Consider the following 24,665-nt stretch of genomic DNA (forward strand, 5'->3'; position numbering starts at 1 on the left):
CTCTGGAATACTGGATCATCCGCTTTCGCGGATGATGACAACCCCGGTTGTCGCGCGGGTGACGACAAAGGCATTTGGTTCGCGAGGCGAAACGTCAGCGCCTCGCCTCCCGAAATCGGAATAGCCGCATGCCGAAACGGCCGTATCCGCGCGTGAAGCGATCCCGCTACAGTCCGATTCACAATTTGGATCGCACCTGAATGCATGGCGTGATGGGCAAGCCGCCCGGCGCGGCGACGGACAGCAACAGCTTCGCGACATCGAAGGTCATGCTGCTGATGCTCGTCCTGATGACGGGCGTCGCGCCGATCTCGCTCTATATGCTGGTACCGGCGCTGCCGGTGCTGGCGACCACGTTCGGGCGCGATATCTCGGTCGCGCAGATGACCGTGTCGCTCTACATGGTCGGCATCGCCTGCTCGCAGCTCGTCATGGGGCCGCTGTCGGATAAATTCGGCCGGCGCCCGGTGCTGCTGTGCGGCCTCGGCCTGATGGTCGCCGCCAGCGCCGGCTGCATCTTCGCCGAAACCCTGCCGCAACTGATCGCCGCGCGCTTCCTGCAGGCGCTGGGCGGCGCCACCGGCATGGTGGTCAGCCGCGCCATCATCCGCGACCTCTACAGCCGCGACCGCATCAGCAGCATGATCAGCCTCGTGATCGCCGTGATGATGATCGCGCAGATGCTGAGCCCTTTGACCGGAGGCCTGCTGGAAACCGCGTTCGGCTGGCGCGCGATATTCTATCTCATCACCGCAGCGTCGCTGACAGTGACGGTCTTCATCGCCTTCGCGCTGCCCGAGACGCGCCGCGACCGTAGCGAAGCCGGCGGATTTCGCGGCGATGTCGGCAGCCTGGTCAAAAGCCGTGCCTTCATCGGCTACGTGCTGTGCCAGGTGCTGGCCTCGCAGATCATCTTCACCTTCGCCGGCGGCGGCCCTTACATCGTGGTGACGCAGATGGGCCGCACCAGCGCCGAATATGGCGCGTGGTTTGCGACCACGGGGTTTGCCTATCTGATCGGCAACCTGTTCTGCGTGCGGTTCGCGCCGCGCCATTCGCTGGAGAAACTGATCTGGTTCGGGCTGGCACTGCAACTCGGCGGCAGCCTGTTGAACCTGGTCTGGAGCATCACCGGATATAATCAGGCGCCGTCATTCCTGTTCGGCACCCAGATGATCGTGATGGTTGCCAACGCCTTCGTGATGTCGAATTCGGCGGCCGGCGCCATCAGCGTTCGCCCCGACGCCGCCGGCACCGCATCGGGCGCGATGGGATTTTTGCAGCAGGGCATCGGCGCGCTGGTCTCGCAATTCGGCGCCTATCTCGGTGGCCATTCCACCAGCACTTTGCCGCTGACTGCGGCGATTTTCGCGATATCTATCCTTTGCGCTTCGACGATGATCTTCATCGTGCCGCGGCGGACGGTAGTGGTCAGCGAGGAATTGATCGAGCAGGCGGAGGAGGAAGAATCGGGGATGCTGTAGCGACCGCGTCAGCCAGACCGTCATTGCGAGCCAACGGGTCGCGCGAATGCGCGCCCGATGACAGGCTCCGCGAAGCAATCCATCGAGCCACAAGGCAAGTATGGATTGCTTCGTCGCTGACGCTCCTCGCAATGACGAGAGTCACCCTCACTCCCCGATCAGCTTCAGCCACTCGTCCTCGGTCAGCACGGCAACGCCGTGCTTCTTGGCCTCCGCCAATTTGGATCCGGCGCCGGGACCTGCGATGAGATAGTCCGTCTTCTTCGATACCGAACTGGCCGCCTTGGCACCGAGACGCTCCGCATTGGCCTTTGCCTCATCGCGCGTCATCCTCTCGAGCGAGCCCGAAAAAACCACAGTCTTGCCGGAGACGGCCGAATTGCTCTTGGGCTTTTCGGCATCAATGATTTCATCGAGCTCCTTGACCAACCGCTCGACGATGCCGCGGTTATGGCTCTCGCCAAAATAGGCGGCGACGCTCCTGATCACGGTGTCGCCGATCTGGTCCAGCGCATCCATCTCGGCGATGGTCTCCTCCTCACCCTTGGCGACCTTCAGCCCGGCGTCGTGGAAAGCCTGCCAGGAACCGTAGCCGCGCGCGAGCGCGAGCGCGGTGGTCTCGCCGACATGGCGCATGCCGAGCGCATAGATAAAACGTTCGAGCGAAACCCTGCGCCGCCCCTCGATCGAAGCAAACAGGTTGCGTACGGACGTCTCGCCGTAGCCTTCAATCTCCTCCAGCTTCAGCCTGGCGTTGCGCTTGGGCAGCGTGAAGATATCGGCGGGCTCCTTCACCCATCCTTCGTCGAAGAAAAACTGGATCTGCTTCTCGCCGAGCCCATCGATGTCGAAGGCGCGGCGCGAGACGAAAAGCCTGAGATGCTCGATCTTCTGGAACGGACAGGCGAACTCGCCGGTGCAGCGGGCGCGCGAGCCCTCCTCCCCCGTCGCGGTCTCCTCGCGCACCACGTCGGTGTGCAGCGGACACGGGCATTTTTTCGGGAATTGGAATTCTCTGGCGTTCTTCGGCCGCTTGTCGATGACGACGTCGACCACTTGCGGAATCACGTCGCCGGCCCGCTGGATCACCACGGTATCGCCGATCCGGATATCGCGGCCGTCGCGCAGCTGCTCGCCGTCGCCGCCGATGCCCTTGATGTAGTCCTCATTGTGCAGCGTGACGTTCTGCACGATGACGCCGCCGACCCCGACCGGCTCCAGTTTGCCGACCGGCGTGAACGAGCCGGTGCGCCCGACCTGGATCTCGATATCGCGGAGCACGGTCGTGGCGCGTTCGGCCGGGAATTTATGCGCAATCGCCCAGCGCGGCGTGCGCGACACGAAGCCGAGGCGCTCCTGCCAGTCGATTCGGTCGATCTTGTAAACGACGCCGTCGATGTCGTAATCGAGTTCGGCGCGCTGCTCCTCGATCTTGCGGTGGAACGCGATCAACTGATCGGTGGAGTGACAGAGTTTTGTCAGCGGGTTGGTCTTGAAGCCGCAGCGCTGGAACCAGCCGATCATGCCGGACTGGGTGTCTTCCGGCATCTCGCTCATCTCGCCCCAGGCATAGGCGAAAAACCCGAGCGGCCGCGAGGCGGTGATGGTCGGATCCTTCTGACGCAGCGAACCGGCCGCCGAGTTGCGCGGATTGGCGAATGGCGCTTCTCCGGCCTCGATCTGCTTCTTGTTGAGCGCGAGAAAGGCTTTCTTGGTCATGTAGACTTCGCCGCGGACCTCGCAGATGCCGGGCACATTGCGGCCCTTCAGCTTCTGCGGGACGTCCTCGAGCGTGCGGATATTGGCGGTGACATCCTCGCCTTCCGCACCGTCGCCACGGGTGGCGGCGGTAATGAGCTCGCCGCCCTCGTAGCGCAGCGACATCGACAGCCCGTCGATTTTCGGCTCGGCGGAAAAATCGATCTTGTCGTCCTGCAGCTTGAGAAACCGTTCGATGCGGCCGACGAAATCGAGCACGTCCTGTTCGGCGAAGGCGTTGTCCAGCGACAGCATCGGCATCGCGTGGCGGACCTTCTTGAAACGCCCCGAGGGTGCCGCGCCGACCTTTTGTGAGGGCGAGTCCGAGGTGACGAATTCCGGAAAGCGCTTTTCGATGGCGTTGTAGCGCTGTCGCAGCGCATCGTATTCGGCGTCGGTGACGCTGGGCGCGTCGTCCTGGTAGTAGCGTTTGTCGTGACCTTCCAGCTCCAGCGCCAGCCGCATGTGCTCGACCTTGGCCTGGGCCTTGGTGAGCTTGGCGACGTCGGTGAGTATTCTTGTCTTTGCTGTTTTGGCCATGGGCAATGATTACGATGAAGTTGGTTGAGAGAAAAGACGGCGATGACCCCGGCGTTCCCCGGATGCTGCGCAGCGCCATTAGCGCGTTCACGCGCGTCTTCGACACGCTATGGCGGTGCGCTGCTGGTCCGGGGTCCATCCTATTGAGTGCGGGTCCCGGCTCTGCGACGCAGCATGAAGAACGCTGCGCCGCGTCCGGGACACGAGTCGTTACGCCGTCGCCGCGCGCAGCAGGCGATCCGCCGCCGCGCGCGCTTCGGCGGTGATCTCGGCGCCGGCCAGCATCCGCGCAATTTCCTCGCGGCGGTGGTCGGCGGCGAGCGCGTTGACGCGGGTGGCGACGCGCTTGCCCTTGTCGAGCGCGTCCTTGGAAATCAGCAAATGCTGGTTGGCGCGCGCTGCAACCTGCGGCGCATGGGTCACCGCCATCACCTGGACCTTGCCGGCGAGCCGCGCCAGCCGGGCGCCGATCGCGTCGGCCACCGCACCGCCCACCCCGGTGTCGATTTCGTCGAACACCAGCGTCGGCGCCGAGCCGCGATCGGACAGCACGACCTTCAGCGCCAGCAGGAAGCGCGACAGCTCGCCGCCGGAAGCCACCTTCATCAGCGGCCCCGGTTTGGTGCCGGGATTGGTCTGCACCCAGAACTCGATGCGGTCGATGCCCTGCGGCCCCGGCGATTTGGCGTCGGTCTCGACCTGCGTCATGAATTTCGCGCGTTCGAGTTTGAGCGGCGCGAGTTCGGCATTGACGGCCTTGTTGAGCTTTTCGGCGGATTTGGTCCGCGCCGCCGAGAGTTTCGTAGCCGCAGCGCCATAGCGCTTGTCGGCTTCGGACGCTGCGGCCTCCAGCTTCTTCAACCGGTCGGCGCCGGCATCGATCAGCGCCACATCATCAGCGTATTTGGCCGCGAGCGCCGCCAGGCCATCGACGGCGGTCGAATATTTGCGCGACGCGGCACGGAGCGCAAACAACCGCTCCTCGATCCGCTCCAGTTCGGCCGGGTCGAAATCGGCCGCAATCAGCGCGGCCTGGAGATGCTGGTCGGCTTCTTCCAGCGCGTTGATCGCGATATCGATCGCTTTCACCGCCGGTTCGACCAGTGCCGGCGAATTGGCGGCGCGGCGTTCCAGTCGGCGCACCGCGGCGGCCAGCGCCGGCACCGGCGAATGGTTACCACCGACCGCCTCCTGCGCCTCGCGCAAATCGCCGGCGATCTTCTCGCCCTGCATCATCGTGGTGCGGCGTTCGGCGAGCACGGTTTCCTCGCCGTCCTTCGGCGCCAGCGTCTTCAGTTCGTCGGCGGCGTGGCGGAGGTAGTCGGCTTCGCGGGCGGCGCGCTCCATGCTGGCGCGATGTTCGTCGAGCGCGGTGATGGCGGTGCGCCGGGCCTCCCAAAGCTGTTCCAGCGCCGCGACGTCCTTCTCGAGCCCGGCGAAGGCGTCGAGCAACTGCCGATGGGTCGAGGCATCGACCAGCGCGCGCTCGTCATGTTGGCCGTGGATCTCGACCAGCGCCGAGCCAACGGCTTTCAGGGTCTGTACGCTGATCGCCTGGTCGTTGATGAAGGCGCGGGTGCGGCCGTCCGCAAGCTGCACCCGGCGCAGGATCATTTCGCCGGTATCGTCGAGGCCGTTATCGCTGAGGATCACCGCGGCCGGATGGCCCTTGGGCACATCGAACACGGCCGTAACCTGGCCCTGCTCCACGCCGTGACGGACGAGGCCCGCGTCGCCGCGGCCGCCGAGCGCCAGCGCGAAGGCATCGAGCAGGATGGATTTGCCCGCGCCGGTCTCGCCGGTCAGCACCGCGAGGCCACGGGAAAACTCGATATCGAGCCGTTCGATCAGGACGATGTCACGGATCGACAGACGCGCCAGCATGCGAAGTAAATTCCTAGCCGAGACCCATCTTCTTGAAGGCCCTGGAAATGTAGGAACCCTGATTCTCGCTCGGCTCGAGACCGCCGGACTTTACAAGATTATACGCGTCCTTGTACCAGCGGCTGTCAGGAAAATTGTGGCCAAGCACGGCGGCGGCGGTCTGCGCCTCGCCGACGATGCCGATCGCCATATAGGCTTCGGTCAGCCGCGCCAGCGCTTCCTCGACATGCCGCGTGGTCTGATACCGGGTGACCACGGTCTTGAAGCGGTTGATGGCGGCGGTGTAGTCGCGCTTGTCCATATAATAGCGGCCGACATCCATTTCCTTGCCGGCGAGCTGGTCGCGCGCGCCTTCAAGCTTGGCCTTGGCGGTGGTGGCGTATTCCGACGTCGGATATTTGCGGATCACCTCTTCCAGCGCCGCGATCGCCTTCTCGGTGCGGCCCTGGTCGCGGGAGATGTCGGGAATCTGGTCGTAATGCGATGCCGCGATCAAATATTGCGCGTAGGCGGCGTCCGGACTGCCGGGATGCAGGGTCACGTAGCGGGTCGCCGCACCGATGCAGCTGTCGTAATCGCCGGAGGTGTAGAACGCATAGGCCGACAACAGCAGCGATTTGCGCGCGTAGTCGGAATAAGGATGCTGGCGGTCGACTTCCTCGAATTTCTTCGACGCCGCCTTCGGCTCCTTGCGTTGGTTCATCAGGTACAAGCCCTCATTATAGAGCTTGTCCGCGGGCTCTTCGACGAAGGTGTCGTCCTTGGCGAGGAACTTGTCCCACAGCGAACCGGTGCCGCATCCGCTCAGGGGGATAGCCAGCACGATCAGGCCCGCCGCCAGCCGAAGCGACCGCGCGGCCCGGTTGAGGCTGCCATAGCCCGATGGTTTGCGTTGTTCGAGCGTCATACGCTGTGCCGACATGGAATTTAAGACCCGACGCCTATGATGCGGTTAATGATGGAGCCCGCCCGTCCATGAACCGCGATCATGGACGCAATATTCCCCCGCGCCAGTGACGCCTTATCTTGCAACCGTAGGGCCTGTGTAGCCGAAAAATGGTCGTTAACCAACCGAATACGGAGCCATTCCGCCCGGATTAAGGCGGCAGAAAACCATCGTTACCAATTGTGGTTAGCGCATGATCCGCCAAAGTGTGAGCGGTTTGGCGATCAGATCATGCGCCACTTATAATTAGATTAGAGCGCGACCGGACGCAAAACCCGGCTTCCACTTTTGCTGGTCGCGCTCGCAGAAAACGCCTGTCTACGGAATCAGGAAACGTCCGGGCCGTAGGCCGGGGCAATCATGCCGCCCACCATTCCGCTGCCGGCTTCGCCATGGCTGCGCGGACGGCGCGCCGTCTCGGCCTCGACCACCCGCCAGGCGCTGCGATCGGCCAGCAGCGCCGTCAGCACCGCGTGGTTGAGCTTGTGGCCGCCACGCACCGAGCGATAGGCGCCGAGCAGCGACAGGCCGGCCAATGCGAGATCGCCGACCACGTCGAGCACCTTGTGGCGGGCGCATTCATCGCTGTAGCGCAGGCCTTCGGCGTTGTGCAGACGGGCTCCGTCGAACACCACCGTATTCTCAAAGGAGGCGCCGAGCGCGAAGCCGGCGCTGCAGAGCCGCGCGAAATCGTTCATGAAGCCGAAGGTGCGGGCGCGCGCAACCTCGCGGCGGAAGCTTTCCGGGCTGAGATCGAGCGAGTAACTCTGGCGCCCGATCACGGGGTTTGCGAAGTCGATTTCGACCTCGGCGCGGAACCCCGCGGCATAGGGGCGCAACTCACCGAAGGAGTCGCCGATCGCAACCTGCACCGGCTTCAGCACCTGAATGAAACGGCGGGTCGCGGATTGCGTAACGATGCCGGCCTGATCGATCGCGGCGACGAAGGCCGCCGCACTGCCGTCCATGATCGGAACTTCCGGACCGTCGACTTCGATGATGGCGTTGTCGACGCCCATACCGCGCAGAGCAGCCAGCACATGTTCGGCGGTGGAAACCAGCGGACCGTCGCGGTCGCCGAGAACGGTCGCAAGATCGGTTGCGATGACGGATTCGGCGGTGGCCGGAACTTCACGGTCGGAATCATCCAGACCGGTGCGGACAAAAATAAAACCTGCATCGATGGGTGCAGGTCCAAGCGTAAGACTAACCGGTAAACCGGAATGAACGCCGACGCCCGTCACGGTGGCATGCGACCGAAGCGTCGTTTGACGGCTGAACTTCATGCGATAATCGCCCACTACCCGACTTAACCCAAACGCAAGAACCAGCGTTTACGCGCTGATTCGAGTTTTAGGCATCCCCAAGTCACGGCAGACCATAGTCACAGCCCCAAAGCGCGCCAACTCACGCTTTTTTACCGATTGTTACCCTATCTCTGCCGCATTCACGCCCAAGCTTAACCAAATTACGAGACGGTTCAGGACTGTTTCAGCCGCGGCATCTGACCACGGAATTCATAATTAATCATTTAATATCAGCTGCTTGATCACCCAGCTGCGACCTGTTTCAGGGCCAAAGAAAAAGGCCCCGGCTGGATCAGCCGGGACCTTTTTAGTCACCAGAATTGTAACAAACTTCAGTTCGACTGCCGGCGCAGGAAGGCCGGGATATCAAGATGGTCGTCGCCCTGTGGCGCCGCGGCAACAGGTGCCGGGCGGCCATGAACGTCCAAACCCTGCGGAGCCGGGCGTCTTGCATACTCCGATACCGGCTCGTTACCGGCCATTTGCTGGGCGACCGACCGCTGCGGCTTGCGTTCAGGAAGCGGCGCCATCGCCGGTCCCGAGGCGCGCGCCTCGATCGGCGGCTCGGTATCTTCGTCGCGGCGGCCGAGGCCGACATTGGCCAGCCGCTGCAGCAGCGACAGCCGGGTCTTCTGCGGGTGCTCTTCCCCGGCCTCGCCGCGGGCCTGCCGGATTTCGGCCTGCGCCGGCATCGGAAGATCCTCGAACTTCGGCATCCGCGGAGCACGGACCGGCGGACGCTCAGCCGCCTGCGGGATGAAGGTGTCGGGCGTCGCCGGCTCTTCGGTCTCGACGCGGGCGATATCATGATCGGGGAACAGCGACGGCTTCTGCGCGATCGGACGAACCGTGACGTCGCCATAGGAAGCGGGCTGCAACGGCGCCGCTTCCGGCGCGACGGCGGCGGCGATGGCGGCCAGTGCGGCACGCTCGACGCTGTTCGCCGCGCGCTGCGGCGCAGCGGCGCCTGGAGCCGGCGCTGCGGCCGGAGCCATCGGATCGAGCTTCTGGGCACGTTCGGCAAGGCGCTGATTGTCGGCGCGCAGCCGTGCGGTCAGATCGGCCAGACGGCTGTCCGGCGTCGAAGCCGCGGTGTTGGTCACGACGGCGGGCGGCGCCGCGGAGTTGCGCGCGATGATCGCCTGTTCGATGCCGGTGGCAACGACGGAGACGCGGATGATGCCATCCAGGGTTTCGTCGAAGGTCGCGCCGACGATGATGTTGGCGTCCTGATCGACTTCCTCGCGAATCCGGGTAGCGGCTTCGTCGACTTCGAACAGGGTCAGGTCCTTGCCGCCGGTGATCGAGATCAAGAGGCCGCGCGCGCCCTTCATCGATGAATCATCGATCAGCGGGTTGGCGATCGCAGCTTCGGCCGCGGTCAGCGCGCGCTTCTCGCCGGTGGCCTCGCCGGTACCCATCATCGCCTTGCCCATCTCGCGCATCACGGCGCGGACGTCGGCGAAGTCGAGATTGATCAGGCCTTCCTTGACCATCAGGTCGGTGATGCAGGCGACGCCCGAATACAGCACCTGGTCGGCCATCGCGAAGGCGTCCGCGAAGGTGGTCTTTTCGTTGGCGACCCGGAACAGGTTCTGGTTCGGGATGATGAGCAGCGTATCGACCACCTTGTGCAGCTCGGCAATGCCGGCTTCGGCGGTGCGCATGCGGCGCTGGCCTTCGAAGTGGAACGGTTTTGTCACCACGCCGACGGTGAGGATGCCCATCTCGCGCGCGGTCTTGGCGATGACGGGGGCTGCACCCGTGCCGGTGCCGCCGCCCATGCCGGCGGTGACGAACACCATGTTGGCGCCGCTCAGGTGATCGCGAAGCTCGTCGATGACCTCTTGCGCTGCGGCCGCGCCGACATCGGGCTGGGAACCTGCGCCGAGGCCCTGCGTGACTTGCGTGCCCATCTGCACGATGCGCTGGGCTTTCGACATGGTCAGCGCCTGCGCGTCGGTGTTGGCGACGACGAAATCGACGCCCTGCAGCCCGGCAGTGATCATGTTATTGACGGCATTGCCGCCTGCTCCACCGACGCCGAAGACGGTAATCCGCGGTTTCAGCTCGCTGATGTCAGGGGGGGTCAGATTGAGTGCCATGGTTGCCTCTCGATTACGCGCGCGTTGGTTCGCCCCGGCCGGCGGCCGCGGGAGTTGGTGAAAGTCGTTTGGTCTGGGATCCAGTCATCAGAAGCCCTCGCGAAGCCATCGTCCGACCTTTCCGAAATAACCGTCAGTCCCTGTTCTGAGCTGCCGCGTATGCCGCGGTTCGACGTGTTCCAGATGAGCGTATTGCGGATAGACCAGGAGGCCCGCGGGCACCGCAAACGACGGGCCCTTCGCCTCATTGGGCATGCGGCCGAAGCCGAGCGGGCGGCCGATCCGGACCGGCCGGTTGAGAATCCGGGTGGCCAGCTCGACGGTACCGGTGAGCTGCGCAGCGCCGCCGCTCAAGACAACCCGCGCCCTCGGCTCTGCCGCAAAGGGGGAATCCGCGAGCCGGTCCCGGACCATTTCAAAAATCTCCTCGGCGCGATGCCGGACGATGTTGGCGATCGTGGCGCGCGAGACGATCTGCGGAACATCGCGTTCGTCGCCCGCAGTGGGAACGGACATCAGCTCGCGCGCATCGGATCCGCCGGTCAGCACGGTGCCGTATAAAGTCTTGATTCGCTCGGCATCCGCAATGCATGCACCGACACCGCGTGCAAGATCCATCGTGATGTGTTGCCCGCCGACCGCAAATCCGGAGGCGTGCACGAACCGTCCGCCCGAATAGGTTGCAATCGTGGTCGAGCCAGCGCCCATCTCGACCACGGCGGCGCCGAGATCGGCTTCGTCGTCGGTCAGGACCGAGAGGCCGGCGACATAGGGGCTGGCCGCCATGGCTTCGACGTTGATATGGCAGCGCTCGACCACCAGCATCAGGTTTTTGGCGACGGTGGCGTCCGCGGTGACGACGTTCATGTCGACGCCGAACTGCCGCGCCACCATGCCCCTGGGGTCGCGGATGCCCTTGGCGCCGTCGAGGGTGTAGCCGACCGGCAGCGCATGCAGCACGGTGCGGCCCTCGCCGGTGGCGTGGCGCATGCCGGTCGAGGTCACGCGGGTAATGTCGGCTTCAGTGACGGAACCGCCGCGAATATCGGCCGCGGCTTCCACCAACTGGCCGTGCAGCCGGCCGCCGGAGACGGACAGCAAAACGGATTCGACGCGAACCTTGGCCATGCGTTCGGCCAGCGCCACCGCCTGGCGCACCGCCTGTTCGCACTCGGCGAGGTCGACCACCGCGCCGGCCTTGACGCCGCGCGACTGGATCTGGCTGTAGCCGATCAATTCGACGGCATGGCTGCGCCCGCGCAAGGCCTCGTTCGGCGGGCACGGCTTCAGCCGCGCGATCATGCAGGCGATCTTGCTGGTGCCGACATCGAGGGAAGCCACCAGCGCGGTGCGCTTCTGCGCCATCGGGCGCGTCTTCGGGGTCTGATTGCGATCGAGGCCCGTCATACGTCGCCGGCCTTTTTCTTGGTCTTCTTGTCCTTGAACAGCTCTTCGCGGGCCTTGGCCGCATCCTCGGACAATTGCACCGTCAGCCGGTCCGGCAGGCGCATGTCGATCGCGACGATGTCGCGCGAGAACAGCTTTTCCTCTTTGTCGAGCTTGCTCAGGGCCGCCAGCGCATTGCCGACGTCGTTCTCAGGCAACCTGACATCGAGACCATCCTTGAGGCGCAGGTTCCAGCGCCGTTCGCCGACGAAGATCGCAGCCTTGGTCACGGCGCGGACCTGCGGATAGCGGTCGAGCAGCGCCAGGAAATCCTTGGCTCTGCTATCGGCGCCCTTGCCCACCACCAGCGGCAGCGTGACAAAGCGGCGCGACACATAGGGCTCCAACACCGCGCCGTCGTCTGCGATGACGGACAACCGGCCATCCTCCTGCCACAGCGCAAATGCCGACCGCTCGGTTATGTTGATCTGAAGCCGGCCGGGATAAAGCTTCAAGATCGTGGCGTCGGCAATCCAGGGATTGGCCTTGAGCTTGTCGCGCACGGTGGCGGCATCGAGGAACAACAGCGACGAACGGCCGTTGACGCCGCCGATCGCGAGCACTTCGTCCTGGCTCAACTGCTTGCGGCCGTTGATGGCGACGGTGGTGATGCGGAATCCGGCGGAATTGGCCAGCGCATTGCGGGTATCGCTCAAAGCCTGGGTCAATTCGTCTACATGGCCGCCCTTGACGATGCCGAAGCCGGCGCTGCCAAGCAGCATCAGCACGGTCAAAGTAATGCCGGCCCGGTGCGGCAAATAACGTTCGAGCGCCAGGATGACGCGGTTGGGCGGGGCGCGATCGAGCGCCGGCCTGGCGCGGACGCGACTTCGGCCCAGCCACTCGCGCAACAGCACGACCGCTCCAACAGCGGCTGCTTTCAGGTCAGCTTGGGGCCCCAGCGATCGCAGCGATCGAGCGAGGCGTCCTGCACCATCCATTGCACGAGCTCGTCAAATGTTGTTCCCGCAAAAGGCTTTGCGAGTTCTGGCACAAATGACGTCTCGGTCATGCCGGGCTGGATTTGGACCTCCAGTCAGAAGAGGCCTTTTTCCCTCGATGCGATCGTCGAAGCGGAAATCCGCAACTGCTCACGCCCCGGCAGCCAAGCGCCACATGCGCCGCCAGCGTTAACCTTCGGACTTCCTGGTAAACAAAGTGTAAAACCGGTGCGCTCAGGGCGTGTTTTGATGTGCCTTGTGAGTACTTTGCCGCGCAATCGTTAGGATTTTCGCAATAAATCGTCCGGCGCGCCCGGTTCCCTTCGCCAAGGGGCGAACGGCCGGGCGGCCAGGCCATTCTTGCTATGGCCGGCTGCGCTTTTCGGCCAGCACGATCTGGTCACGCAGGAAATCGGCGAAATCGATCCCCTGCGCCTTGAGCGCCTTCGGATACAGCGAGGCTGGGGTCAGGCCCGGCAAGGTGTTGGTCTCGAGGTAGATCGGCCCCTTCGCCGAGACGATGAAATCGGTGCGGGAATAGCCGGTGCACGACAGCGCCCGGTGCGCCCGGATCGACTGATCCATGATCTCTGCCGTGGTCTCGGGCGAAAAGCGGCCCGGGCAGATCTCCTGGGTCGATTTCAGCAGGTATTTGGCGGCGTAGTCGAACGCGCCCTCCGCAGGCACGATCTCGATCGGCGGAAGCGAGAACACCGCGCCGTCCGCCTGCTCCAGCACGCCGCAGGTGGCTTCGATGCCGGAGACGAACGGCTCGATCAGATATTCCTCGGTTTTCGCGGCGTTGCGGACGGCGATGAGGTCCTGCATCGCATTAACGAAAATCAGGCCGTAGCTTGATCCATCCTTGGCCGGTTTTGCAATCAGCCTGCCGTATTCGGCGAACGCGGCCTCGATATCATCAAGCGCAACGCCCGCCGGCGCCTTCACGCCCGCGATGGCCACAAAGCGTTTCGCCGCGGCCTTGTCGAAGGCGAGATGCGAGGATGCCGAGCCGGAACCGGTGAACGGAATGCCGCGCATCTCGCACATCGCCTGCAACTCGCCATTCTCCGCCCGGCCGCCGTGCAGGCCAAGCACCAGCAGGCGGCCTTCCGCCTTGGCCTTGTCGAGCGCCGCTTCGAACGCGATGCCGCGACTGCCGGGCTTGAATTCGTCCTCGAACGGCCGCGTGTGGCCGAGCAGGCTTTCGGAGCGGACCTCGTGCACGGTATCGGCGACATCCCAAAACCAGAGGTCGGCCTCCGGCAAGGCGCGATGCAGCGCCTGCGCGCTCGCCACCGAAACCAGGCGCTCTTTATTGGTGCCGCCAAAGAGAATGGTAATCCGCATCGATTCGATCCGCCAATTCTTCCGTCATTCCGGGATGGTCCGAAGGACCAGACCCGGAATCTCCTTATCTATACAACTTCTGGATTCTCCGATGTGCAATTGCACATCGTAGTTCGTGCTACGCGCGCCCCGGAATGACAACTAAATTGGAATCCCGATCCGCTTGATTTCCCAGTGTAGCTCGATTCCGGAATTATCTTTAACCCGCGCCCGCACGGTCTCACCGAGGGTTTCGATATCATGCCCGGTGGCATCACCGGTATTGATCAGGAAATTGCAGTGCATCTCCGATACCTGCGCGCCGCCGACGCGAAGACCGCGGCAGCCGGCGGCGTCGATCAGCTTCCAGGCGCTGTGGCCGGGCGGGTTCTTGAAGGTCGAGCCGCCGGTCTTTTCGCGGATCGGTTGCGCCGTCTCGCGATGGGTCTGCACCTCGGCCATGCGCGCGCGGATCGCTTCCGGCGCGGTGATGGCCCCACGAAAGCGCGCCGAGGTGAAGATGATCGCGGGATCGACGCCGCTGTTGCGGTAGACGAACTTCATGCCGGCATTGGAAAATACATGGCGGGCGCCGTCGCGGCCGATGCCGGTGGCTTCGACCAGCACATCCCTGGTCTCGCTGCCGTTGGCGCCCGCATTCATGCGCAGCGCGCCGCCGATGGAGCCGGGGATGCCGAAGAAAAATTCCATGCCCCCGATATTGGCCGCCGCCGCCGTTTCCGCCACGCGCTTGTCGAGCGCAGCAGAGCCCGCGCTGACGATATCGCCCTCGGCGCTGGTGTCGCCGAACCCGCGCGGCGACAGCCGGATCACGACATCCGGGATACCGCCATCGCGCACGATCAGGTTGGAGCCGACGCCGACGACGGTGACCGCCAACTCTCTGGGCAGATGCGACAGGAAATAAGCCAGGTCGTCTTCATCCGACGGCGTGAACAGCACCTGCGCCGGACCGCCGACGCGAAACCATGTCAGCTCGGCCAGCGACTGGTTGGCCAGCAACCGCCCGCGCAATTCGGGCATCGCGGCTTTCAGGTCGGGCGTGATGTCGGGGAACACCACCGTCACCCTAGCGCCTTCAATTCGCCTGGCAGCGAGTAGGCCCATTGCGTGATATTGCCGGCCCCCAAGCAGACGACGAGATCGCCGCGGCCGGCGATACCGTGGACGACTTTGGCGAGTTCCGAAGAACTCTGCAGCGGAATCACCTCGCGGTGGCCATGCGCGCGCAAGCCGAGCACAAAATGGTCGCGATCGATGCCCGGGATCGGCGCCTCGCCGGCCGGATAGACTTCGGCGACAACGACCGCATCGGCGTCATTGAAGCAGGTGCAAAATTCCTCGAACAGCGATTGCAGGCGGGTGAAGCGATGCGGCTGCACCACGGCAACGATCTTGCCGTTGGTGGACTCCCGCGCCGCCCTCAGCACCGCCGCGATCTCGACGGGGTGATGGCCGTAATCGTCGATCACGGTGACGCCGTTATATTCGCCGGTTTTGGTAAAGCGCCGCTTCACGCCGCCGAAGCCTGCGATCGCCTTGCGGATCGCGTCATCGGAAATGCCGAGCTCATGCGCGACCGCGATCGCCGCCGTAGCGTTCAATGCATTATGGCGTCCGGGCATCGGCAGTATGAGGTCCGATATCTCGTGCGTGGCATCGGTCTTGCGGTTGCGGAAGACGACCTTGAATTTCGAGCCGCCGCCCATCGGCGTGAGATCCATCAGCCGCGCGTCGGCCTGCGGATTTTCGCCATAGGTGATGATGCGGCGGTCCTCGATCTTGCCAACCAGAGTCTGCACCACGGGATGATCGGTGCACATCACGGCAAAGCCGTAGAACGGCACGTTCTCGACGAAACTGCGGAATGCGTCCTGCACCGCCTCGAAGGTCTTGAAGTGATCGAGATGTTCGGGGTCGACATTGGTGACGATGGCGACGTCGGTCGGCAGTTTCAGGAACGTGCCGTCGCTCTCGTCGGCCTCCACCACCATCCAGTCGCCGGCGCCCAGTCTCGCATTGGTGCCATAGGCGTTGATGATGCCGCCATTGATCACGGTGGGGTCGAGATCGCCGGCGTCCAGCAACGCTGCGACCATCGAGGTGGTCGTGGTCTTGCCGTGGGTGCCCGCGATCGCGACGCAGCTTTTCAGCCGCATCAATTCCGCAAGCATCTCGGCGCGGCGCACCACGGGGATGCGCTGCGCGCGCGCCGCCATCAATTCCAGATTGTCACGCTTGATCGCGGTGGACACCACGACCACGTCGGCGCCGTCGACATTCTCCGCCTTGTGGCCGACCGAGACGCTAATGCCCTTGTCGCGCAGGCGCGTGACGTTGCCGCTCTCGGAGGCGTCCGAGCCCTGCACGGTATAGCCGAGATTGCTCAAGACCTCGGCGATGCCGCTCATGCCGATGCCGCCGATCCCGACGAAGTGAATGGGTCCGATCTCGCGCGGCAGTCTCATGCTTGTTCCTCGGTGTCATCGCCCGCCAACGGGTCGGCGCAGAGCGCCGCCCGATGACAGGCTCCAGCGGGCGATCCAGTATTCCGCGCCCCCCGTGAGTCAAATCAGCGGCGCGGCGTACTGGATGCCCCGCTTTCGCGGGGCATGACAAGGGCAATTTTGTGCGCAAGCGCCTAGATTCCGGCGACTTTCATCACCAGATCGGCCAGCCGCTCCGCCGCATCCAGCCTGCCGACGCTGCGGGCGGCCGTGGCCATCGCGGTCAGCCTGGCGGGCTCGGCGGCAAGCGTGGAGATTTCCGCGGCCAGACGGTCCGGGGTAAATTCGGCCTGCGGAATCCGTAAAGCCCCGTTCGCCTGCGACAGCACGCCGGCATTGGCGAACTGGTCCTGATCGATCGCGCCCGGCAACGGCACCAGAATGGAGGGCCGTCCGATCGCGGCGAGTTCGGCGACCGTACCGGCGCCGGAGCGCGAGATCACCAGATGGCTCGACGCCAGCTTTGCCGGCAGGTCGCCGAAGAACGGCGCCAGTTCGGCGTTGATCTTGAGCCGGTCATACACCGCGCGGACCCGCGCCATGTCCTCTTCACGGACTTGCTGCGTCAGCATCAGGCGGCGCCACAGCACCGGCTCCAGCCGCTCGATCGCGCCCGGCACGATATCGCTCATCACCCGCGCGCCCTGGCTGCCGCCGACCACCAGCACGCGCAGCGGTCCATTCGGTTCCGGTGTCGCAAACGGCACCGCCGCGGCGGCAAGAATCGCCGGACGCATCGGCGTGCCGACGGTGGTCGTCTTGCCGGCCAGCGAAGGATCGCGATCGAGCACGCCGGGCAACGAGGTCGCGACCGCATCGACGCGGCTGGAGAGAAACCGGTTGGCGCGGCCGAGTACGGCGTTGGCGTCGTGAATGATGCCGGGCACGCCGAGCCAGCGCGCCGCCATAAGCGGCGGCACGGTCGGATAACCGCCGAAGCCGACCACGGCCGCGGGTTTCAGCCGCCGCACCAGATTGAGCGCCACCATGGTGCCATAGCCCAGCATGATGGCGGTGCGCGCCAGCGACACGGGATTGCGGCTGCGCACGGTCTCGCTCGGCACCACTTCGATCATGTCCTTGGAGAACAACCCGCTGTAGCGCAGCGCGCGGCCATCGGTCGCCAGACGCACCCGCAGGCCGCGCTTGATCAGCTCGACGCCCAGCGCCTCGGCAGGAAACAGATGACCGCCGGTACCGCCCGCGGCCAGCAGAATCAAAGGCGCTATATTCATTGTTGCAATCTTCGCGAACCGAGTGCCGTCATTGCGAGCGAAGCGACTTGTCCGCCGTAGCTTTAGCGAAGGCGGAAGCAATTCATAGGCCAGGAAGCAAGGCTGGATTGCTTCCGCCTTCGCTCTTCGAGCTACGGCGGACAGGTCGTCACTTCGTTCCTCGCAATGACGAAAAGCGCGTCTTTCCCCTCAGGTCAAGCGTAACCGCGCGCCGCGCTGGCGTCGTTGATCGATTCCATCTCGGTGCGCGGGCGCAGCCTGGTCAGCGCCAGCATCATGCCGACGCCGTAAGCCAATGAGACGATCGACGAACCGCCATAGGAGATGAACGGCAGCGTCATGCCCTTGGCGGGGATCAGTTGCAGGTTGACCGCCATGTTGATGGCGGCCTGCACCCCGAACAGGATCGCAAGGCCGGAAGCGGCAAAGCGCGCGAACATGTCCTCGGTGGCGTAGGCGCGCGACAGCGTGCGGATCACGACGAAGGCGAACAGCGCGACCAGCGCCAGGCACAGGATGATGCCGAATTCTTCCGCCGCGACTGCGAACACGAAGTCGGTGTGGCTGTCCGGCAGGCTGCGTTTGGCGATGCCTTCGCCGGGTCCAAGCCCGAACCAGCCGCCGTTCCAGAACGCCTCCATCGCGGTGTCGACCTGAAAGGTGTCGCCCGAGGCCGGATTCATGAAGCGCTTGATGCGGCCGGCGACGTGCGGCACCAGCAGATAGGCGCCGAACAAGCCGGCGCTGGCGGCGCCCGCGAGCCCCAACACCCAGATCATCCGCATGCCCGCGATGAAGAACAGCGCGCCCCACACCATCAGGATCAGCATGGTCTGGCCGAAGTCCGGCTCCATCACCAACAGCGACACCAGCATCATCAGGAGCGCCAGCGCCATCGAGGTCGCCGGCATTTCCGGGCGCTTGGTCGATTCGGCAAACAGCCACGCCGCCATCACTACGAAGGCGGGCTTGGCGGATTCGGAGGCCTGGATGTTGACGCCGAGCAGCGTGATCCAGCGCCGCGAGCCCTTGACCTCGGGACCGAGCAGCAGTGTCGCCACGATCAGCGCGATCGAGACCGCGAACACCAGCAGCGCGGATCGGCGGATCTGCCGCGGCGACAGGAACGACACCGCGATCAGCACCATGAAAGACGGCAGCAGGAACAGGATATGCCGGTTGAAGAAGTGGAAGGGATCGAGCCCGATCCTTGTTGCCACCGGCGGGCTCGCCGCCAGCGACAGAATGACGCCAGCCAGCATCAGCGCGATGATCGCTGCCAGCAGCGGCTTGTCGACGGTCCACCACCATTCGGAAAACGGGGTGCGTTGGTCACGGGCAAGCATGGGCGTCCCCAAATGGCAGAGGTAACGCCCATTGGTGGCGCAGGATGGTTTCCAAGGGGTTAATGAGATCATAATCTTTTGAGATGTTGGCTAGTGCCACCTCACAAACGGTCGTCATACCCGCGAAAGCGGGTATCCAGTACGCCGCGGCCGTAGTGATTGAACCGCGAGGCCTCTGGAATACTGGATCGCCCGCTTTCGCGGGCGATGACGGTTGTGGTTGCTCACACCACCGGCTTTACGCCCGGCAGCGCGGTGACGAGATCGCGGAACTTGGTGCCGCGGATTTCGAAATTGCGGTACTGGTCGAACGAGGCGCAGGCCGGCGACAGCAGCACCACGGGATCGGCCAGCCCTGAAGCCTCCGCGTCGCGTGCGGCATTGGCCACCGCGACGTCGAGCGTCTCGGATATCTCGTGCGGCACGCGATCGCCCAGTGTGCCCGCAAACTCCGGCGCGGATTCGCCGATCAGATAGGCTTTGCGGATGCGCGGGAAATATTCGGTGAGGCCTGTGATGCCGCCGAGCTTCGGCTTGCCGCCGGCGATCCAGAAGATGTCGCCGAAGGAGGACAGCGCGTGCGCCGCGGCATCCGCATTGGTGCCCTTGGAGTCGTTGACGAACAGCACGTTGCCGCGGCGGCCGACCTGTTCCATGCGATGGGCGAGGCCCGGAAAGCTGCGCAAGCCATTCTGCAGGATATCGGTGCCAATACCCATCGCCAGCGCACAGGCCGCGGCACAGGCCGCGTTCTGCGCGTTGTGCAGGCCGCGCAGCGAGCCGATGCCGCCGAGTCTTGCGATCTCGCTGCGCGCTCCGCCGGATGCGCGCACGATGACTTCACGCTCGACATAGATGCCGTCGGGCAGCGGATTCTTCACGGAGATGCGCACCACGCGCTTGCCGGCCCGGTCGAGGCGGTCGGCGATGTTGCGGCACCAGCCGTCGTCGACGCCGACAATGGACGTGCCCGCCGGCTGCACGCCGGCGACCAGGCGCGCCTTCACCGCGGCATAATTTTCGAGCGTGCCGTGGCGGTCGATATGATCTTCGCTGACGTTCAGGAGAATCCCGACGGAAGGATCGAGCGAGGGCGAAAGATCGATCTGGTAGGACGACATCTCGACCACATGCACCCGCCCCATCCGCGGCGGCTCCAGCGACAGGATCGCGGTGCCGATATTGCCGCCCATCTGGGTGTCGTAACCGGCGACCTTCATCAGATGCGCGATCAGCGCCGTCGTGGTCGACTTGCCGTTGGTGCCGGTGATCGCCACGAACGGCGCCTCCGGCGCGTGACGCCTTCGTTCGCGGCAAAACAGCTCGATGTCGCCGATCACTTCGATACCGGCCTGCCGTGCCGCCAGCACGCTCCAATGCGGCGCCGGATGGGTCAGCGGCGCACCGGGCGTCAGAATCAGCGCGGCGAAATTCGTCCACGGCACGGTGCGCAGATCGGCGGTGATGAAACCGGCCTGGGCTGCCTTGACGACATTGTCGGTACTGTCGTCCCCGGCGATCACTTCCGCGCCGCCGGCCTTCAAGGCGTGACAGCTTGCAAGTCCGGAGCCGCCGAGGCCGAAGACGGCGACCGTCTTGCCGGCGAAGGAGGTAACGGGAATCAAAGGCTCACCGCAGTTTCAGCGTGGAGAGACCGGCCAGCGCCAGCATCACCGAGATGATCCAGAACCGGATTACGATCTGCGGCTCGGTCCAACCCTTCTGTTCGAAGTGATGATGCAGCGGCGCCATCCGGAACACCCGCTTTCCCGTCAGCTTGAACGACACCACCTGCACGATCACCGAGACCGCTTCCAGCACGAACAATCCACCGATCACGGCCAGCACGATCTCGTGCTTGACCGCGACCGCGGTCGCACCCAGCATGCCGCCAAGCGCAAGCGAGCCGGTATCGCCCATGAAGATCGACGCCGGCGGCGCGTTGAACCAGAGAAATCCCAATCCGGCGCCGAGCACTGCGCCGCAGACCACCGCCAGTTCGCCGGCGCCGGCGACGTAGTTGATCTGCAAATAATCGGAGAACACCGCGTTTCCGGTCAGGTACGCGATCATGCCAAAACTGGCGGCGGCGATCATGACCGGCACGATCGCAAGCCCGTCGAGTCCGTCGGTCAGGTTGACCGCGTTGCCGGCGCCGACCATGACGAAGGCGCCGAAGATGATGAAGAACCAGCCGAAATTGAACACCATGTCCTTGAAGAAGGGGATCGCGAGCGAGGTCGAGGACACGTCGCGCCCGAGCCGCACCAGGGCGTAGCAGGCGGCCAGCGCGATCGCCGCCTCGATCGCAAGCCGGAATTTTCCGGCGAAGCCGCCATGGGTCTGCTTGGTGACCTTCAGATAGTCGTCGTAGAATCCGACGAAGCCGAAGCCGAGCGTCACCGCCAGCACGATCCAGACGTAGGGATTAAGCGGATTGGCCCACAACAGCGTCGAGACCACCAACCCCGAAAGGATCATCAGCCCGCCCATCGTCGGCGTGCCCTTCTTGGAGACGATGTGCGACGCCGGGCCGTCGGTGCGGATCGGCTGGCCCTTGCCCTGGCGCAGCCTCAAATGGTCGATGATCCACGGCCCGAACAGGAACACGAACAACGCCCCGGTCACCATCGCGCCACCGGTGCGGAAGGTGATGTAGCGAAACACGTTCAACAGGGTACGGAAGACGCCGAAGCCGGGAACGGTATTGGAGAGCTCGATCAGCCAGTAAAACATTCAATATGCCCTATACCGCGGCTTCGTTCGCCGTCTTGCCGGGAAAGCGCCTTGCGGGTGTGTTGATAATCGCTTTCAGCCTCAAACCAAGCAAAACCTTGATCATGACCGCGTCGTGCCTTGCGAATCGCGGCACGGAAAAGCGGGTCGTAAGCATGGGCAGTTTACGCCCTTGCCTGTAGTGCGGCCAGCAACCTTGGCACAAACTTGTTGACCCAAAACATTTTTTTGCTGCCCTTGACCACCACGACATCGCCGTCCCGCAGCAAAGTCGCGATTTTTTGCGGCTCGAGCGTGGCCGGATCCTCGTACCAGCCGAGGCCGTTTTCCGCCGGCACCAGGTCGTATAAATGCCGCATCAAGGGGCCCACGCAGTACACACCATCGATGCCCGGCAGGTGCCCGGCCAGCTTTTCATGATAGGCCGGCGCGTCGGCGCCGAGCTCCAGCATGTCGCCGAGAATGGCGATGCGCCGGCCGTTATGCACCGGCCGCGCCTTCAGACTGTCGAGGGCGGCCACCATGCTGGCGGGATTGCCGTTGAAACTGTCGTCGATCACGGTCACGCCGTGCGCGGTCTGCTCCACCCCGCGCCCGCTCATGATGCCGACCTTGCCGAGCTCTTTCGCCAGCAATGTCTCATCGAGGCCGGCGGCGTGAATCGACGCCAGCGCCGCCAGCGCATTCTGCAGACGATGCGGCGCGCCGGGCGTCAGGCCGAATTCAATCTGTTTGCCGTCCACCTGCGCGACCACGTTCCAGCTCTCGCCCTGCGCCGAGTGTTTCAACGCGCGCACCTCGGACGCGTCGCCGAAACGGACGATCTTTCCATTCCATTCCGGCGCCTCGACATCCCCCGGCAGCACCAGTACGCCTTCTTTCGGCAGACCCTGTGCAATACTCACCTTCTCGCGCCGGATCGCCTCCAGGCTGCCGAGCTTTTCCAGATGCACCGGCTGCACATTCACCACCAGCGCCACCGTCGGCTGCGTCAATTCGCTGAGCCGCGCGATCTCGCCGGTCTGGTTCATGCCCATTTCCACCACCCACAGCGTGGCTTTGGGGCCCGCATTGCAAAGCGTCAGCGGCACGCCCCAGAAATTATTGAAACTGCTCGGGCTGGCATAGGCGCCGGGATAGGCGGCGAGAAATTCCTTGGTGCTGGTTTTGCCGGCGCTGCCGGTCAGGCCGATCACCGGGCCGCTGAACCTCGCCCGCGCCGCGCGCGCCAATGTCCACAGCCCGTCGATCAGCGTGTCCTTCACCACCAGTTGCGGCACGCTCACGCCCTCGATCCGGTGCGGCACGATCATCGCCACCGCGCCGGCCGCCTCGGCCTGCTTTGCAAATTCCCAACCGTCGCGCGCACTGGCAAAACTCGAAATAAAGCCGCCGCTCGGCGTGCCGCCCAACGCCACGAACAGACATCCCGGCTTCACCAGGCGGCTGTCCTGGGTGACGAATTCGATCGCCGTATCGGGAAATTTTCCAGCCAGCCCCAAGGCGCGGGCGACGTCGGCAATGGTCCATAAATGCGCGCTCATGCGACCCTCGCTGCCAGTGCGGCCGCGACCGCATCGTGATCGCTGAACGGCAGCGTCCTGTCGCCGACGATCTGGCCGGTCTCGTGGCCCTTGCCGGCGATCAGCAGCGCATCGCCGGGCTCCAGCGCCGCAATCCCGGTCCGGATCGCCTCGGCGCGGTCACCGATATCCCTGGCACCTTTCGCAGCAGCCAGGATGGCGGCGCGGATGGTTTCCGGCTGCTCGCTGCGCGGATTGTCGTCGGTGACGATGACATGATCGGCATTCTCGACCGCGATCGCCCCCATCAACGGCCGCTTGCCGGCGTCGCGATCGCCGCCGGCGCCGAAGATGACGACGAGCTTGCGTCTGGCGTAGGGCCGCAGCGCCTGCAGCGCCTTCGCCAGCGCGTCCGGCTTGTGGGCGTAATCGACGAAGATCGGCGCGCCGTTATGTTCGCCGACGCGCTCCAGCCGGCCTTTTGCACCTTCGAGATGTTCGAGGCTTGCGAACACTTCGTCCGGCGCGCTACCGGTGCCAATGGCCAGGCCTGCGGCGACCAAGGCGTTCTCGATCTGGAATTCGCCGACCAGCGGAAGCTTGATCATATGCCGCCGCCCGCAATGTTCGAGCGCGAGTTGTTGCGCAAAACCTTCGATCGATGCCGCCTCGAGACGAATGCCCTCGCCGGCCCCATCGGCGTTGCGGCCGACCGCGATGATCCGCAAACCGCGCTCGCGCGCCGCGTCGATGACCTGCTGTGAGCACTCATGGTCGGCCGAAATGACAGCTGCGCCGCCGGCCGCCACGAGATCGCGGAACAGCCGCAGTTTGGCGGCGAGATAATGCGCGACGTCGGGATGGTAATCCATGTGGTCGCGCGACAGATTGGTAAAACCGCCGGCGGCGATGCGAACGCCGTCGAGCCGGTACTGGTCGAGCCCATGCGATGACGCTTCAAAGGCCAGATGGGTGACGCCGTCGCCCGTAATCTCGTCGAGCTGCCGATGCAGCGCGATCGGATCCGGCGTGGTCAGCGAGCCATAGACGGTGCGCTTCGGCGAAACCAACCCGATGGTGCCGATGCTGGCGGAGACATGACCGAGCCGCTGCCAGATCTGGCGGGTGAAGGCGGCAACCGAGGTCTTGCCGCTGGTGCCGGTCACTGCGGCGATCACTGGCGGTTGCCGCGGATAAAATTTTGCCGCGGCCAGCGCCAGCGCGCGGCGCGGATTCGGCGTCACGACGAAGGGCACGCGACGATCGCTCGCGGCGGGATGGTCGCCCGCGACCGCAACGGCTCCGGAGGCAATCGCTGCATCGATGAATCGGGAGCCATCGGTCTTGCTGCCGGCCAGCGCGAAGAACAAATCGCCCGGCTTTACCGCCCGGCTGTCCACCGCGAGGCCCTTGACCTCGGTCGCCCCTGCGACCTCGGTCGCATCGGCGGCCACGACCGCATCCGCCTGCGGCTCGATCGCGGCGTCATCGCCGAAGAGGTCGCGAAGTCTCATGATCTTCCAGTCCGGCCGGCGCAGTCCGGCGCCTCTCAGCTAC

Annotated in this window: 17 protein-coding genes and 1 pseudogene; 1 reads left to right on the forward strand and 17 read right to left on the reverse strand. The window is 64.5% G+C overall.

The window, feature by feature from the left end:
- Window positions 1–200 precede the first annotated feature (200 nt).
- On the forward strand, window positions 201–1,484 hold the full coding sequence (locus NL528_RS35020) for a multidrug effflux MFS transporter (protein WP_309178935.1): 1,284 nt from the start codon (window positions 201–203) through the stop codon (window positions 1,482–1,484).
- A 147-nt stretch (window positions 1,485–1,631) separates the two neighbouring features.
- Here NL528_RS35020 and ligA read toward each other — a convergent pair whose 3' ends face one another.
- From ligA to NL528_RS35105, 17 genes and pseudogenes are all read right to left on the reverse strand, one after another.
- Window positions 1,632–3,782, reverse strand: a complete 2,151-nt coding sequence (gene ligA, locus NL528_RS35025) for an NAD-dependent DNA ligase LigA (RefSeq protein WP_309178936.1) — start codon at window positions 3,780–3,782, stop codon at window positions 1,632–1,634.
- Window positions 3,783–3,992: 210 nt separating this feature from the next.
- Window positions 3,993–5,666 carry a DNA repair protein RecN gene (gene recN, locus NL528_RS35030; RefSeq protein WP_309178937.1) on the reverse strand — a complete coding sequence of 558 codons (1,674 nt, stop codon included), beginning with the start codon at window positions 5,664–5,666 and terminating at the stop codon, window positions 3,993–3,995.
- 13 nt (window positions 5,667–5,679) lie between these two features.
- Window positions 5,680–6,588: an outer membrane protein assembly factor BamD gene (locus NL528_RS35035; protein ID WP_309178938.1), complete on the reverse strand. Its 909-nt coding sequence runs from the start codon at window positions 6,586–6,588 to the stop codon at window positions 5,680–5,682.
- A 350-nt stretch (window positions 6,589–6,938) separates the two neighbouring features.
- On the reverse strand, window positions 6,939–7,898 hold the full coding sequence (lpxC, locus tag NL528_RS35040) for a UDP-3-O-acyl-N-acetylglucosamine deacetylase (protein ID WP_309178939.1): 960 nt from the start codon (window positions 7,896–7,898) through the stop codon (window positions 6,939–6,941).
- A gap of 353 nt (window positions 7,899–8,251) precedes the next feature.
- A complete protein-coding gene (gene ftsZ, locus NL528_RS35045) occupies window positions 8,252–10,024 on the reverse strand; it encodes a cell division protein FtsZ (protein WP_309178940.1) in 1,773 nt (590 codons plus the stop codon).
- Between the two features lie 87 nt (window positions 10,025–10,111).
- Window positions 10,112–11,431, reverse strand: coding sequence for a cell division protein FtsA (ftsA, locus tag NL528_RS35050; RefSeq protein ID WP_309178941.1), 1,320 nt, complete (start codon window positions 11,429–11,431; stop codon window positions 10,112–10,114).
- Window positions 11,428–12,411 (reverse strand): cell division protein FtsQ/DivIB, encoded by a 984-nt coding sequence (locus NL528_RS35055; RefSeq protein WP_309178942.1) that lies wholly within the window; start codon window positions 12,409–12,411, stop codon window positions 11,428–11,430. Before NL528_RS35055 ends, ftsA begins: the two co-directional genes overlap by 4 nt.
- A pseudogene (locus tag NL528_RS35060) lies at window positions 12,351–12,691 on the reverse strand (D-alanine--D-alanine ligase); the annotation flags it as partial. The gene NL528_RS35055 and the pseudogene NL528_RS35060, both read right to left, overlap by 61 nt.
- Window positions 12,692–12,774: 83 nt before the next feature.
- Window positions 12,775–13,761 carry a D-alanine--D-alanine ligase gene (locus NL528_RS35065; protein WP_309178943.1) on the reverse strand — a complete coding sequence of 329 codons (987 nt, stop codon included), beginning with the start codon at window positions 13,759–13,761 and terminating at the stop codon, window positions 12,775–12,777.
- A 141-nt stretch (window positions 13,762–13,902) separates the two neighbouring features.
- Window positions 13,903–14,823 carry a UDP-N-acetylmuramate dehydrogenase gene (murB, locus tag NL528_RS35070; RefSeq protein WP_309185122.1) on the reverse strand — a complete coding sequence of 307 codons (921 nt, stop codon included), beginning with the start codon at window positions 14,821–14,823 and terminating at the stop codon, window positions 13,903–13,905.
- A gap of 2 nt (window positions 14,824–14,825) precedes the next feature.
- Window positions 14,826–16,229 carry a UDP-N-acetylmuramate--L-alanine ligase gene (gene murC / locus NL528_RS35075; protein WP_309178944.1) on the reverse strand — a complete coding sequence of 468 codons (1,404 nt, stop codon included), beginning with the start codon at window positions 16,227–16,229 and terminating at the stop codon, window positions 14,826–14,828.
- Window positions 16,230–16,402: 173 nt separating this feature from the next.
- Window positions 16,403–17,503, reverse strand: a complete 1,101-nt coding sequence (gene murG, locus NL528_RS35080; protein WP_309178945.1) for an undecaprenyldiphospho-muramoylpentapeptide beta-N-acetylglucosaminyltransferase — start codon at window positions 17,501–17,503, stop codon at window positions 16,403–16,405.
- Window positions 17,504–17,697: 194 nt separating this feature from the next.
- Entirely contained in the window at window positions 17,698–18,849 is a 1,152-nt protein-coding gene (gene ftsW / locus NL528_RS35085; protein WP_309178946.1) for a putative lipid II flippase FtsW, read from the reverse strand.
- Between the two features lie 224 nt (window positions 18,850–19,073).
- On the reverse strand, window positions 19,074–20,474 hold the full coding sequence (gene murD, locus NL528_RS35090; RefSeq protein ID WP_309178947.1) for a UDP-N-acetylmuramoyl-L-alanine--D-glutamate ligase: 1,401 nt from the start codon (window positions 20,472–20,474) through the stop codon (window positions 19,074–19,076).
- A gap of 4 nt (window positions 20,475–20,478) precedes the next feature.
- The gene (gene mraY / locus NL528_RS35095) at window positions 20,479–21,585 is read right to left on the reverse strand and encodes a phospho-N-acetylmuramoyl-pentapeptide-transferase (protein ID WP_074273996.1); all 1,107 of its coding nucleotides are present in this window, start codon (window positions 21,583–21,585) and stop codon (window positions 20,479–20,481) included.
- A gap of 164 nt (window positions 21,586–21,749) precedes the next feature.
- A complete protein-coding gene (murF, locus tag NL528_RS35100) occupies window positions 21,750–23,129 on the reverse strand; it encodes a UDP-N-acetylmuramoyl-tripeptide--D-alanyl-D-alanine ligase (RefSeq protein WP_309178948.1) in 1,380 nt (459 codons plus the stop codon).
- A complete protein-coding gene (locus NL528_RS35105) occupies window positions 23,126–24,622 on the reverse strand; it encodes a UDP-N-acetylmuramoyl-L-alanyl-D-glutamate--2,6-diaminopimelate ligase (protein WP_309178949.1) in 1,497 nt (498 codons plus the stop codon). The genes murF and NL528_RS35105 overlap by 4 nt, the downstream gene beginning before the upstream one ends.
- Window positions 24,623–24,665: the final 43 nt, after the last annotated feature.

The organism is Bradyrhizobium sp. Ash2021 (assembly GCF_031202265.1).
Taxonomy (GTDB): domain Bacteria; phylum Pseudomonadota; class Alphaproteobacteria; order Rhizobiales; family Xanthobacteraceae; genus Bradyrhizobium.